General features: G+C 37.7%; 12 protein-coding genes. 4 read left to right on the top strand and 8 right to left on the bottom strand.

Annotation, left to right across the window (positions count from 1 at the left end):
* The first annotated feature begins 50 nt into the window (after nt 1-50).
* Nucleotides 51-3404, top strand: coding sequence for a hypothetical protein (locus LVD51_RS06965; protein WP_236970487.1), 3354 nt, complete (start codon nt 51-53; stop codon nt 3402-3404).
* 128 nt (nt 3405-3532) lie between these two features.
* On the opposite strand, the gene htpG is transcribed toward LVD51_RS06965, so the two are convergent.
* The 8 genes from htpG to LVD51_RS06925 form a co-directional block, all read right to left on the bottom strand.
* Nucleotides 3533-5434 carry a molecular chaperone HtpG gene (gene htpG, locus LVD51_RS06960; RefSeq protein WP_236970486.1) on the bottom strand — a complete coding sequence of 634 codons (1902 nt, stop codon included), beginning with the start codon at nt 5432-5434 and terminating at the stop codon, nt 3533-3535.
* 504 nt (nt 5435-5938) lie between these two features.
* Nucleotides 5939-6160 (bottom strand): DUF6132 family protein, encoded by a 222-nt coding sequence (locus LVD51_RS06955; RefSeq protein ID WP_236970485.1) that lies wholly within the window; start codon nt 6158-6160, stop codon nt 5939-5941.
* Nucleotides 6157-6711, bottom strand: coding sequence for a Tll0287-like domain-containing protein (locus tag LVD51_RS06950; RefSeq protein ID WP_236970484.1), 555 nt, complete (start codon nt 6709-6711; stop codon nt 6157-6159). The genes LVD51_RS06955 and LVD51_RS06950 overlap by 4 nt, the downstream gene beginning before the upstream one ends.
* Nucleotides 6701-6952 (bottom strand): hypothetical protein, encoded by a 252-nt coding sequence (locus LVD51_RS06945; protein ID WP_236970483.1) that lies wholly within the window; start codon nt 6950-6952, stop codon nt 6701-6703. Before LVD51_RS06945 ends, LVD51_RS06950 begins: the two co-directional genes overlap by 11 nt.
* A 318-nt stretch (nt 6953-7270) precedes the next feature.
* Complete coding sequence (locus tag LVD51_RS06940) at nt 7271-7591, bottom strand: rhodanese-like domain-containing protein (protein ID WP_236970482.1); 321 nt, start codon at nt 7589-7591, stop codon at nt 7271-7273.
* A 280-nt stretch (nt 7592-7871) separates the two neighbouring features.
* On the bottom strand, nt 7872-9290 hold the full coding sequence (locus LVD51_RS06935; RefSeq protein WP_236970481.1) for an MBL fold metallo-hydrolase: 1419 nt from the start codon (nt 9288-9290) through the stop codon (nt 7872-7874).
* A 472-nt stretch (nt 9291-9762) separates the two neighbouring features.
* Nucleotides 9763-10071, bottom strand: coding sequence for a hypothetical protein (locus LVD51_RS06930; protein ID WP_236970480.1), 309 nt, complete (start codon nt 10069-10071; stop codon nt 9763-9765).
* A 639-nt stretch (nt 10072-10710) separates the two neighbouring features.
* Nucleotides 10711-11484 carry an AMP nucleosidase gene (locus LVD51_RS06925; protein ID WP_236970479.1) on the bottom strand — a complete coding sequence of 258 codons (774 nt, stop codon included), beginning with the start codon at nt 11482-11484 and terminating at the stop codon, nt 10711-10713.
* Between the two features lie 228 nt (nt 11485-11712).
* Here LVD51_RS06925 and LVD51_RS06920 point away from each other — a divergent pair, with 228 nt between their 5' ends.
* The 3 genes from LVD51_RS06920 to LVD51_RS06910 are packed head-to-tail and all read left to right on the top strand — an operon-like array spanning nt 11713 to nt 14454.
* Complete coding sequence (locus LVD51_RS06920; protein WP_236970478.1) at nt 11713-12558, top strand: cupin-like domain-containing protein; 846 nt, start codon at nt 11713-11715, stop codon at nt 12556-12558.
* A 36-nt stretch (nt 12559-12594) separates the two neighbouring features.
* Nucleotides 12595-13656 (top strand): VOC family protein, encoded by a 1062-nt coding sequence (locus tag LVD51_RS06915; RefSeq protein WP_236970477.1) that lies wholly within the window; start codon nt 12595-12597, stop codon nt 13654-13656.
* Nucleotides 13657-14454 carry an SDR family oxidoreductase gene (locus tag LVD51_RS06910; RefSeq protein ID WP_236970476.1) on the top strand — a complete coding sequence of 266 codons (798 nt, stop codon included), beginning with the start codon at nt 13657-13659 and terminating at the stop codon, nt 14452-14454.
* Nucleotides 14455-14868: the final 414 nt, after the last annotated feature.

Raw genomic sequence — 14868 nt, 5'->3', positions numbered from 1 at the left:
AAAATATATTATTTGTAAATTAACCCTATAGTAAATGTAAAGAAGAAACCTTGAGAATATATTTTTTTGTAATAGTATTTTTATTTTCGTTGCAGTCAGTGGTGCAAGGACAGGTATCTACTGTCCAGTTTGGCAAGAATAGGGTACAGTATCACGACGATTTTGACCAATGGAGTTATTATAAAAGTGACAATATCAAGACCTATTGGTATGGCAAATCGAGAGATATCGGTTATGCAGCTGCCAAAATCGCAGAAAAAGAATATCCTGAAATATTGGATCTCCTCGAGCACAAGATGAACCACAAGATTGAATTGTTGGTATTCTCCGAAATGGGTGATCAAAACCAGAGCAATATTGGCGAAGATGAAATATTGTACAAAGAAAATGAATTGGTTTCCATAGTCAATAACAAGGTTTTTGTCTATTACACTGGAGATCTTACCCTCTTAGAGAAAAATATTAGAGAGGGGCTTTGCGGCATATTAATCAATGATATGTTCTTAGGAGGTAAAATCGAAGCGGGATTTCAAACCAATTATGCCAAGAAATTGCCCGACTGGTTTTTAAATGGTTTGATATCATTTGCGGGAGGGGATTGGAATCAAGAAGTCGATGATTCATTTAGACAATACCTCGCATTGAAAAAGGGGAAATTGAACTTTAATAAAATGCAAAAGGTTGAACCCATATTGACAGGCCACAGCTTTTGGTATTTCTTAGCCACTACTTATGGCAAAAGTGTTATTCCCAATTTATTGTATTTAACCAAACTCAATAAGGATTTAGATGAAGCCTTTAATTTTGTATTTGGGGTGAAGATCGATCAGATGATCGTTCAGTGGAAAAACTTCTTCGAGTCTATTTACGAAATTGAAAATAGAGAGGTCATATTGCCGGTAGATGCAGAAGAATGGAAACTTTGGAAGCGTGGACGAGCAAAAATTACCGATGGCGAATACCATCCCAGTCTAAATCAAGTGGCCTATGTATCTAATTTTGAAGGTAGATATAAAATATTCTTAAGAGATCTAGAAACCAAACAAAAAAAGAGGATCTTTCAATATGGAACAAGAAATCCTTTTCTTCCTGTAGATGAAAACTATCCCAGCTTGCGATGGTCAGATAATGGCAATGATTTGGCCATTATCTATGAAAGACGGGATAAAATTTATCTGAGGATTATCAATATTGCTTCAAAAGAATATTTTGAACAACTACTTCCCGAACGATTCGAGCGTATTTTTGGTTTTGATTTTATCGACGACAGATATTTGGTGATGTCGGGATTGACCTTGGGGAATATTGACTTGTATCGCTACGACATCAAGACCAGGCAGTCGGATCGGTTGATGAATGACTACTATGCTGATATGTATCCCGAAGTAGTAAAACACAATGAGGGCACCTTTATTTCATTCCAATCCAATAGAGATCGAAAGAGTTTGACCAATTGGCAAACCGATAGTATTCCCAATATTACCACTTCAGACATTTGGATGATGGACTGGGATAGTCCATTGAACATATTTCCTATTTATCAATCCAAAAGTGAAAAGGTCAAGTTGGTTAAGGCCACTGATAAGGCCGTATTTTTTTCCACAGACGCTACCGGGATTCAAAATTTAGCCATGGTACCCTATCAACTGATGAGGGAAGATTCTACCTTTGTCTATCGGTTTTTTAATAAGTATTATGAAATAGAGAAGGAAAAGAAAGATTCTGTGGATCAAGGATTACTTACAGGATTCCCAACATATCAAGTGCAAACTTCTAATGTATCGTATTTAACGGATTTAAATAGTCATCTTTCTTCAGCCATTGTCTCTCCAGAGAAGGAATCTCTACTGTATACCTTGATGTATAAAGAGAAATATCATTCGTTTGATCAAAGTGGTATTCCTCAAATGGCCGATGTCGACCCGGTGGCTTACTATCAGTATCTCGATCGAAAAATGGATGCTCAAACCAAACGCGATTCACTGAGAAAGGCAGAATACGATCCCAATCAAAAGTTTCAATCAGAATATGAGAATATATTTTCTCAGCAGTTTTTAGACAGTTTATTTAGGACTAAAACAGAGATTTTTACCAATCTATCATATGGCGACAAAAAGATATTGCCGGTGGCAAAGAGTGATTTTATAGATATAGAATCTTCTAAGGTCGTGCCCTATCGCTGGCAGTTCAATATTTTCGAGAGTTCATTCGATTTCAACAATGAGTTGCTCTTCGATGGATTGGATAGCTATGCCGGAGAAGCCGGAAGCTATGAAAGAATTCCCACAGGCTTATTGGGTAAAGTAGTGGTAAAAGATTTGTTTGAAGATTACGAATTTGAAGGAGGAGTTCGCTTCCCTCCAAGTTTCAATGCGGCAGAATATTATCTAATATACAGAGACCTTAAGCATCGACTCGATAAGAACGTGGCTTTTTATCGCAAGGTTCAATCCGATCGATTTCCTACGGATTCCGGTCTTCAAGGAGGACAGAAATATGAAGTGCTTTTAGGTCAATATGGCCTTACCTATCCTCTGGATTTTTACAATAGTATAAGAGCAAAATTTACGCTACGTCAAGATAAAACCATAATTAAGCCAACCTCAGTGGCCGAATTAAATACCCCTCCCGATGTATCTCAGCGCTTGGGTTTAAAATTGGAATACGTATTTGACAATTCATTTATCTATTCTACCAATATTCGTTTTGGCACACGAGCCAAATTGTTTGCCGAAGCCATGAAGAAAGTGGAGATTCAATTTATTGAAGACTTTAAGTTTGATTTTGCAGAAGGTTATCTCGCGGTTTTGGGGTTTGATATTAGACATTATTTGCCAGTCCTTAAACACAGTGTATTTGCTGTGCGTGGAGCAGGCGCGGTGAGCTTGGGGCCTGAAAAAATACTTTATTACCTAGGGGGAGCAGACAATGAAATCATTCCTCAGTTTAACGATGATGGACGAACCAATTATCGATATACTTATGCTTTTCAGACTATAGCTCCAAGCTTAAGAGGGTTTAAAAGCAATGTCAGAAGTGGCAACAATCACATGTTGACCAATGTGGAATTGAGGGTTCCAATTTTTCAATATATTTTCGGTAAGAACATGAAAAGCCGCATTCTCAAGGATTTTCAAGTGGTTGGATTCTTTGATGCTGGTATGGCTTGGGAAGGCAAAGATCCCTATGATCCCAATAATCCAATTAACTTTGTTGAAATTGAAAGACCTCCAATTCTATCTGCGAAAATTCACTATTTCAGAGATCCCTTTGTAGTAGGTTACGGAGGTGGTGTTCGATTGAATCTATTTGGCTACTTTGTTCGAGGTGATTATGCATGGGGAATAGATTCAGGTGCGATAGAGAAACCCATGTTGCATTTTTCATTGGGCCTTGATTTTTAGTGTTTCCCATTTAATTTCAATTACATTAGGGATAAGATAATCAAAGAGGTAGACCAAATCTAAAAAAATAAAAAGGTCGTAATACTTATAAGCAGTACGACCTTTAGTTTTTTATGATCTTACGATTTTTAGTTGCCTGCGTATTCCAAACTCTGCTTCATAAACTCAGTCAAGGATTTACCTTGTAACATGTTTTGATTTAATAAAGCAAGGTTGTAGAGGTATTTAGTGAACTCTTGTTTCTTATCTTCCGATCTCATATTGATCAACTTTTTGGCGATAAGAGGGTGATTGCCATTTACCACTACTTGGTATATATTCATGCTGCCCATGGCCATTTGACCAGACTGAAGACGTTGCATATCTTCCATTCGGCGCATAAATTCTGGTTTTACGATTTGTACCGGTGCAGAATCTGCGGGCAATGGTCTTATCTGAAATTGATGATCGGCTATGCTGAGGGTAGAAGTAAAGAGGGTTTTCAATTTTTCTTCTTCCTTCTCACTGAGAGCAGTTTCTAGCTTTTCTTCCTTAGCGACCAATTGGTCTACGGTTTCGCTATCAACTCTGGCAAATCTTACTTTATCCCATTTTTGTTCAATATTCTGTATAAAGTGATTGTCTAGGACTTGGTCTAGGACCAATACGTCATAACCATAGTTGGTGGCATCTGTTATATAACTGTCTTGCGCCTCTTTGTTGAATGCATATATGGCTACTTTGACGTCGTTTTTGTCGGTTTGGTTATCCTTGATTTTGTCGAAGTATTCATTTAAAGTGTAGGATTCATCGGCTACATTTTTGACCAAGGCAATGTCTTTGGTGCGATCGTAGAATTTGTCGTCGCTGATCATACCATACTTTACAAAGACACCTATATCACTCCATTTTTCTTCGTAGCTAGATCGATCTTCAGTAAACAATCCCTTTAATTTCTCTGCAACCTTTTTAGTAATATAACCGGTGATTTTCTTTACATTTCGATCGCTTTGTAAGGCACTTCGAGATACGTTCAGTGGAATGTCTGGGGAATCAATCACCCCGTGTAGTAAAGTTAAAAATTCCGGAACGATTTCTTTCACTTCATCAGTAACATAAACTTGGTTGGAATACAATTGGATTTTGTTCTTTTGAACTTCCAACTGATTGTTAATTTTGGGGAAGTATAAAACCCCGGTTAGGTTAAATGGAAAATCGATGTTTAGGTGAATCCAAAACAATGGTTTTTCACTGTAGGGATAGAGTTCATCGTAGAAATCAATGTAGTCTTGATCGGTTAATTCACTGGGACCTTTTTTCCAAAGAGGGTGGGTGTTGTTAATGATATTGGCAACCTTTATGGTTTTAGGTTCTTTGTTTTCATCATCAGCACTTGCTTCTTCCTCAGCACCTGTTTCTTCTTGGACAACTTCGTCTCTTTCACCAAATTGGATGGGGATAGGTAAAAACTTGCAATATTTATCGAGTAATCCTCTGATTTTACTTTCTTCTAAATATTCTTCATCTTCGGGATTGATGTAGAGAATAATATCTGTACCTACAGTGGTTTTATCCGATGCTTCTAATTCATAGGAAGGATCACCGCTGCATATCCATTTTACGGCATCTGCGCCTTCTTGCCATGATTTGGTAATCACTTCTACTTTTTCGGCAACCATAAAGGCCGAATAGAAGCCCAGACCAAAATGACCGATAATGCCAGCTCCTTCGTCTTTGTATTTTTCTAAGAAATCATTGGCACTAGAGAGAGCCAATTGATTTAAATACTTTTTGACTTCGTCGGCCGTCATACCAATTCCCTGATCAGAAATGGTTAATGTCTTTTGTTCGGCATCTATGGCAATATTGATTTTAAGATTTTCCGTAGATCCTTTGTAGACTCCTTTCCTAGCAAGGGTGTTGAGCTTTTGGCTTGCATCGACAGCATTGGAGACAAGTTCTCTTAAGAATATTTCTTGATCAGAATATAGATATTGTTTAATAATGGGAAATATGTTTTCCGTTTGTACCGAAATGTGACCTTTTTCCATTTTTGAAAATATTTTTTTTAACTAATTAATATGTGATGTCAAAGGTTCAAAACTTATGCCATTCCAAGGTTTCTGCCATTTTGACACTTTGACAAGGATTTATAGGATTTATTACGACAATTTTGAGTCCTAACCTGCATTCTTTATTTCGTCATAATGGCTAGAGTTTTTCCTCTGAGCTTGGAAGAGTCACTGGTTTTGTATTGGTTGAGGGTAGATTCTCATGGATAATGGCTATTTATTCTCCATCAGAAATTATAATCTAGTTTTAAACTTGCCGAATGTGTTAAAGTGTCTGATTCTAGCCTCTAAAACATAGAGAAATATAATATTCAAGGTGGGTTTATAGTTATATAGATATTAAATAAATTCGTAGATTTTTCGAATTTACTCATGGTCTAGACCGGTTGTTACAAGGGGGAAACTGTAAGCCGGTCTTTTTTTATTTAATGCCTTTCATCGTATTTATTGATATTCGGCCTCAGATAGCAAGTTGCCCCTTACTTATTCTTTATTATCAGAATTTTTATCACTCTTTTCTGATTTGAACATTGAAAGCAATAAACCTCCCATGACGGCTCCATATAAACTACTGTTCAATGGATGGGAAGTAATCGCACAGGTATTCGAAGTGCAACCGACGTAGTTCCAATAGAGAAATCCCGCTATTCCTCCAATGGATAAACCAATGATGGTCAATATATTTTGCTTTATTAATTGTTTCATTTTAATTGAATTTTCCACATCCCTCTCAAATCTCCCATTGTATATCCTACGGCCTTATCAGCGGGGTATTTTAAATCAATCATTTCTTGGGTAGTTCCCGCAATATCAGAACTCGAACCATGGCATTTTAAACAGGTAGGCAAGGCCAATATTATGGGTTTGTAATAAAAAATATCCTTCGAAGATTCTACTTCGATAAAGTCAGTTTTGTCTGTTGATAATTTCTCCCATGCCATTTTATCTGCTTGGGAATGAATGGCATTATTTGGATTTCTGTTTTTGTCTGAGAGTCGTTGAATTTTTACATTATTGAACATGGACAAAGAATCGGTGAGCGGAATAGCTTTAACATTGCAAAAATCGACAGCATAATCAATTCCTCGCTGTTGGATGGCTTGTTTTACATTTTTCAACAATTCTTTTTGCATAATATTGGAAATACTATCGCCCAACTGCAAATACTGTTCTTCTTCCTGCGTCGTTAACGTTTGATTGTCCTTACATGCCATCAAGGATAAAATAGACATGAGTAAAAGCAGTCTAATGGTCATAGTCTTTAGATTTTACTTCTTCGAAAATAATATTTTCAGTTTCCCCGTAGTTCCTTCGTGGAATGGTTTGACAATTATTGGAACAATTGTTTAAATCTAGTATTGTCATTAACGTAAATATCCCTCCTATAGGAATGAGCATATATTGGTGATCTATTATCCCTGTCGCAATGACAACCACCCCAATGATGAGGCGAATAATTCTAAATAAATTCCATGGTCTATATATCCTTTCTAACATCTAATTATTAATTTATGGTATTAGTATGATGTCATATCTTTAACTGTCCCAATTGTTTTACCTAAGATAAGATCAATATTTCTGTATGGAGAATGATCATAACAATATTTGATTTAAACAATAGTAAATAAAAACGCTGACTTAAAGTATAAGTAATTACGACTGTGCGCTATAGGATTGGGAAATACAAAAACCAATGCAAGAAGAATAGGTATTATTGCAGGTTCGAGTTTTTCACAATAGCTTACATCTTTCATGAGGATATAGAGTAATATATGAGTAATTTACTCTATATTCTACAGGGTTTAACTACATCAATTAAGCTTTTAAAGCTGCTTGTACATTTTGCATAGACCCACCATTGATTACCCCTTCTATACCGTAATTCTTTAGGATGGATTTGGCCCTACTACTTCTAGCACCACTTCTGCAGAAAACCACTATATTTTCTTTGTTTTGAAATTTCGGTAATTGACTCTTAATGGTGTCTAAAGGTATGTTTACTGCCCCTTTAACACTACCGGAAGAATATTCTAAGGGACTTCGGACATCGACCAGATAGGCATCGTTTTTAAGGATATCAATTAAACCGCCATCCTTTTCTGCCGGTGAAAAAATGTTTTTTAATATTTTAAACATGATATTTTGTTTTAATTATAAATGTGATTGAATCGAATTGAGAATTAATAGCTTGTCAATTTGTTTGAGTCAATTAATATTGGACAATAAGTTTCGATGTTGTCTGATTACTCGATGTTTTCATCGTTTTAAATTTAGGGAAAAGGTGGTTCCAAAAAAAATTCGAACTCTACCTGAACTAATTTATTTAGAACCAACCTTTTATTGATGTTTTTCCACAATGATGGAAAAATGATTTATAGCTATGGGGGTTGTTTACCACTATCTACGGTTATTTTATTTACAGTAGGGTAGTAGGGCAGACGTATTCACTGAGATTGAATTTGTCTGATTCTTTAATACTTTTAAATCCTCCACTGACATCGATAAGATTTTCAAATCCTCTGGCCTTAAGGATAGAGGTAAAAATCATAGATCTATAGCCACCTGCACAATGCACATAGTAGGTCTTGTCCTTGTCTATTTGATCAATGTTTTCATTGATATAATCTAAGGCTAGGTTTGTGGAACCGATAATGTGTTCTGAAATATGTTCACTTTCTTTGCGTACATCGAGGATGGATAATTCGGGATTATCCTCCAGATATTGCGCTAGAGTGTCCACAGATATAGAGGTGATTTCGTCAATTTCTTTGTTCGCTTTTTGCCAAGCTGAGAATCCCCCTTTAAGATATCCAATGGTGTGATCGTATCCCACACGCGCTAGTCTGGTAACTACTTCTTCTTCCCGTCCTTCATCTGCTATAAGTAAGATGTTTTGTTTGATATCGGGAATAAGGGCTCCAACCCATGGTGCAAAATTTCCATCGATCCCAATGTTGATTGAATTGGGGATAAAACCTTTGGCAAAGGTTTGGGCATTTCTAGTGTCCAGGAGCAGGGCATCGGTTTCATTGGCCATAGATTCGAATGCTTCTGGATCCAGTGCCTGTAGCCCCTTGTTTAGGACGTTATCTATGCTTTCATAGCCCTGAATGTTCATCATTACATTCTCGGGAAAATATTTAGGAGGAGGCATTAATCCGTGTAAGACTTTTTTGATAAATGCTTCCTTGGACATAGGTTGAAGGGCGTAATTGTTTTTCTTTTGATTGCCCAGCAAGTCAGTGGTTTCTTTACTCATGTTTTTACCACAAGCAGAGCCAGCTCCATGGGCGGGATAGACCACAATGTCATCGGCCAGCGGCATTATTTTTTCGTGTAGTGAGTCGTAGAGGTGTCCGGCTAATTTTTCTTGGGTCAATTCAGCGACCACTTTTTGAGCCAAATCAGGTCGTCCTACATCCCCTATAAATAAGGTGTCTCCAGTAAATAATCCTATATCTTTACCTTCTTCATCCGACAATAGATAGCAAGTACTTTCCATGGTATGTCCAGGAGTGTGGATGACTCTGATAGTGGCATCACCTACTTTAAGGATTTCATTTTCCTCAGCAACATGGGCTTCAAATCCCGGTTGTGCAGTGGGGCCAAAAACTATGGTTGCTCCAGTTTTATTTGCTAGGTCTATATGGCCACTGACAAAATCGGCATGAAAATGGGTCTCTAAAACATATTTTATTTTTGCACCATTTTTTTGGGCTTTGTCAATATAGGGTTGCACTTCTCGAAGGGGATCAATGACGACAGCTTCACCCTTACTTTCGATATAGTAAGCTCCTTGGGCAAGGCATCCAGTATAAATTTGTTCTACTTTCATAATGCGATTATTTTTATATAACAAAGATAGGATGTGTTCGAGATTAAATTGGTAACATATGTTACAGAGAGAGAATCTCAGCCTCCATCCAGAGGAAAAACCAATTGCAATCTCATCTATCCTTTTTTCTATATTTTATATGGCATTGACTATGCTCCTGTAACAGTTTTATATTGCCATATGTTTTAATCTTCCAAAGTGGTTATCTCATATTGACCGGTTTGCGGTCAATGATACTTTTGGCTAATCCATCCGAGATCAAGAGATCTCGGTTCTCTCATCGATGATCCCTATTGGATCATAGGTGGTTTTGCACTTCATTCGGTCATCCTGAAGGGATGATATGTTAATAGCCGTGGGTGAACGAGCGAAGTGCGCAGCACCAGAGCCCGTAAATCGGGCTCTGGCGAGAGAAGTCACAGCCACTGCGCTGTGACGACACTGTATTTAAATTGACAAGTTTAAGTACTTGTCACAGTAATAATATAATTGCTTGAAGGAGCCACGACCACCGCGTCGTGGATGGGTTGGCCCGTAAATCGGACTCTGGCGAGAACGACCAAATGCAGTACGAAGTACCCAATCCAATTAATGTGGATTGGATGATGATGACTGAATGAAGTTGTCCTGTTGGACAACCCAATGGACTAAATGTCCATCGGATGAGGGAACCGGAGCCACTGTGCTCCGGGTGTGAACGACCAAAATGCAAAGCATCGTAGACCGTTAATCGGTCTACGGGGAGAGAAGTCGCAGCCACTGTGCTGCGACGACACTGCATTTAAATTGACAAGTTTAAGTACTTGTCACAGTAATAATATAATTGTCTTGAAGGAACCAGAGCCACTGTGGCATGACGAGATTCCATAAAGTATAAACAATGTTGATTTGGCGGACTTTTTGCTCTATAGGCTTTCTTTGACAGATAATCATTGTTTTAATTCAATGATACTAGATATAATATGATTATTTCGGCAAAAAGTGTGACAAATCCATGAGCATAACCATTCATGGTATCATTCAATTCACATCAAACTTTGATTTTAATAGAAAAAAATGTTTTCTGTCGATAGGAGAGAATTCCTTGTAAGCAAATGAGCAAATTCTTCGTATTTATTCATTTACTTCTTTTGAAGCAAATTTATAGTCTTTTTATACCCTGATCAATACGTAGTTAGTTGATGGCTTACCTCGGGATCATCGGTTACAGGCAGGACTCCAACCATCAACCATGGTTCTCGGCTCTTCCTCCTTATGTTACATTTTCTCAAAACAGCTATACAATAAGCAATCCTAGGGCAATGTATAAAGTTAATGTCCTCCTTCTAATAGAGGATTCTTAATCGTGGTATTATTTAATGATGGACAATAACTCCTAATCAGTGAGATACGTTCAATTGGACAGCAAATACAATGACAACTAGAACCGAAGGTGTTTGATGGTCACCGATTTATTTATCAATTTGCGCAGACTTTCAATGCCTATTTTAAGGTGATCTTCTGCATATTTTTTAGTGACATCCTTATCACTGGCTTCTGTTTTTACTCCTTCTGGCACCATAGGGATATCGGAGACCAGCAAAAGGGCTCCAGCCTGAATGTGATTTTTAAATGCGGCTACAAAGATGGTGGCTGTTTCCATATCTATAGCCAATGCTCGAAGGGTTCGAAGGTAGTCTTTGAAGTCTTCTCTGTGTTCCCATACCCGTTTGTTGGTGGTGTATACCGTTCCCGTCCAGTAGTCGAGACCAAATTCACGTATGGTAGTAGAGATGGCTTTTTGCAAAGCAAAGGCAGGCAGTGCTGGTATTTCAGGTGGCAGGTAGTCATTGGATGTACCTTCACCTCGAATGGCTGCAATAGGAAGGATTAAATCACCTACTTTATTTGTTTTCATTTTCAATCCACCACATTTCCCCAAAAAGATCACAGCCTTGGGTTTAATGGCTGTAAGTAGGTCAATAATGGTACCTGCATTGGGACTGCCCATACCAAAATTTATGATGGTAATGTTGTCGTGAGTAGCCGATTTCATAGCCCGACCATCACCTTTTATCTCGCAATTATACCATTTGGCGAATAATTCCAAGTAATTATTGAAGTTGACAATTATAATGTATCTGCCAAAATCTTTGAGTTCAGTTCCCGTATATCTCGGGAGCCAATTGCGGACTATTTCATTTTTCGTTTTCATATTTCATATTCATTACTTAAATGTATAGAAATTTTACGGCTCTGTAAAGTTGGTTTTTATTTTTACTTGAACTTAACCCTAATTCATAGTTAAGTCTGTACATTCAATAAGATAAGTTGTATATTCGTCCTGTTTTTTTAAACTTACTATTTTTTAAATTTTATATAATTGTTAAATTAGGGATTCAAAGTTGAAGTCGCTGATATTTTCGATAAAAAATAATGGGGTATGAATTTAAAAGCTATTGAGCGCGTATCTGGAATTTCTCCAAGAGATTTTCAAAAAAATTATTTAAATACCAAGACACCAGTGGTGTTGACCGATATAACCGAGGATTGGCCAGCGAAAGATAAGTGGACTTGGGATTTTTTGAGAGATAATTATGGTCACCTAAAAGTGCCATTATTTTCCAAAGATTACCACAAACCGGGAAAGGGATATATGACACCTGCCACCCACATGAAGTTGGGGGATTATTTGACTTTGATACAAAATGAGCCTACTGACTACAGGATGTTTTTGTACAACATTTTTGAGCATGCACCTGAATTGGTCAACGACTTCTCCATGCCCAATGTAATGGGAGGATTTATGGATAAATATCCTTTTATGTTTTTTGGAGGGGCAGGATCCAGTGTCAATCTTCACTACGATATAGATTATTCTTGTGTTTTTCACACTCATTTTCAGACAGAAAAGGAATGTATTTTGTTCGATGAAGATCAAGGAGTATATTTATACAATCATCCATTTACTGTACAGAGTCACGTCGACGTGCTAAATCCAGATTACGATAAATTTCCGGCCCTTAAAAATGCTACTGGATATCGAACCATCCTCAAGCATGGAGAGACCTTGTTTATGCCTATGGGCTGTTGGCATTTCATGCATTATGTCGTAGGTGGATATTCTTTGAGTTTACGTGCCAATGCATCTATTTTTACTAGAGCCAAAGGATTGATGAATATTTCTAGACACTTTGTAGTGGATAAGGGAATGAATAAATTAATGGGACCTAAGTGGAAAAATTTAAAAGAAGATATTGCGATTAAGCGGGCAGAGAAGACCCTATAATTATTTATTCATTCGATTTTAGACCAAAGAATTATTATGCAGAAACCTTATATTAGTGGAATACAACAAATGGGCATAGGGGTAAGTGATGTTCATGCAGCATGGGCTTGGTATCGAAAGATCATTGGTATGGATGTTCCCATATTCGATGAAGCAGCGGAAGCGGGATTGATGTTGCCATATACTGGAGGAAAACCTCAAAGTAGACATGCCATACTTGCTATGAACCTCAATGGCGGCGGGGGCTTTGAAATATGGCAGTATGTAAGTAGAACTCCTGAAAAAGCCGAATTTGATGTATTGCCAGGAGATTTGGGTATCAATGCAGCCAAGATAAAATCGAGAAATGTAAGTAATACTTTTGCTCATATGGAAAGCAATAATGTTAAATTGCTTTCTGGTATTGAGAAGGATCCTTTAGGTAGACCTCATTTTTATTTTCAAGATCCTTACGACAATGTATTTGAAGTAGTGGAGTCCCAACATTGGTTCGGCAATAGGTATCGAGACAATGGAGGAATCAGTGGTGCAGTAATAGGGGTGAGTAATATTGATAAATCGGTTGAATTTTACACCAATATATTGGGCTATAATCAAGTGAAATTCGATGTGACTGATGATTATGCTGGTTCTAAGACTTGGAGTGGTAATACCAGCCAATACAGAAGGGTATTGTTGACTAGAGAAGCTCCTTATAGAGGGCCATTTTCTGAAATGTTGGGAAAATCTGAGATTGAATTGATCCAAGTCTTGGATCGTCAACCCAACAAAATATATAAAAACAGATATTGGGGTGATTTAGGATTTATTCATCTGTGTTATGATATTGTGGGAATGGATGAGATGAGAAAACTATGTGAATCTCACAATTCACCTTTTACGGTAGATAGTAGTAATAGTTTCGATATGGGGGAAGCTGCAGGTCATTTTAGTTATGTAGAAGATCCCGATGGGACTTTAATTGAATTTGTAGAAACCCATAAAATTCCTATCTTGAAAAAAGTGGGGTGGTATTTGGATTTGCGTAAACGTAAACCGGAAAAAGCCCTGCCAAAATTTATGCTAAAAGCACTTTCATTAAACAGAGTAAAAGATTAGATGAATACCACTTATAAAGACCAATGGATTTGGATCACCGGTGCCTCTGCGGGATTGGGTAGAGCAATGGCCAAAGGATTTGCTGATTTGGGAGCCAATTTGATTTTGTCGGCAAGGAACGTCGAAAAATTGGAATCGGTTAAGCAAGAATGTGGTGGATTGGGGCAAAAACATATTTTACCTCTAAATCTAGCCAATCAAGATGAATTGCCTTCATTGGTAAACCAAGCTTTGGGATTTGGTGGTCAAATCGATGTATTGATCAATAATGGTGGAGTAAGCCAGCGATCTATGGCTTTGGACACCCAATTGGCGGTATCTAAGAGGTTATTTGAGATCAATTTTTTTGGAACTATTGCCTTGACACAGTTGGTATTGCCATCGATGATTAAGCGGAAAATAGGTCAGGTCGTTGTGGTTTCCAGTATTGTTGGAAAATTTGGCAGCCCATTAAGGTCTTCCTATGCGGCTAGCAAACACGCTATTCAAGGTTATTTTGATTCATTGAGATTTGAAGTTCAAAACCACGGTATCGATGTTACGATTCTCTGTCCGGGATTTATACATACCGATGTGTCGAAAAATGCTTTGACTGGTGATGGCAAACCTCAAACTACGATGGACCAAAAGACATCTAAGGGGATGTCTACTGAGGTTTTTGCTAAGAAGGCTCTACGCATTATTAGACGTCGTAAGAAGGAAGGATATATCGGTCAATATGAGATCTTAGGAGTTTATATTAAACGATATTTCCCCAACCTCTTTCACCGAATTATATCCAATTCCAAAGTGACATAAAAGGCGATTCGCTTTAGTATCTGATTCAGTATCTCAAATTGACCGATTTACGGTCAATCATCCTTTTGGTCACACCATCCGAGCTCAAGAGATCTCAGTTCTCTCATCAATGCTCCTTATACGAATTACATTTATAATTAATAAGCTCAGTCATACCTCGGCACAGTGGCCTCGGTTCCATCGTCAACTGCCGATTTACGGCATTTGGTTGTCCTTCGGACAACTATGCTCAGTCACATCAAATGCCTATTAAGGATATTTGGTCACTACATGACTTCATTGAGTTATATTCAGACGCTGCCTCGTCTATCGTCTAGTCCACCCGAGAGACGGAGCTCTCGGTTCCTTCATCTAGGCTCACCCACCCGGAGCACAGTGGCTCCGGTTCCTTCATCCAATCCACATTTACTGGAT

Origin of the sequence: Membranihabitans marinus (assembly GCF_021729155.1) — a bacterium.
Taxonomy (GTDB): Bacteria; Bacteroidota; Bacteroidia; order Chitinophagales; family Saprospiraceae; genus Membranihabitans; species Membranihabitans marinus.
Note: the sequence above shows the minus strand (reverse complement) of the source record. Positions and strands in the feature narration are given on the sequence as shown.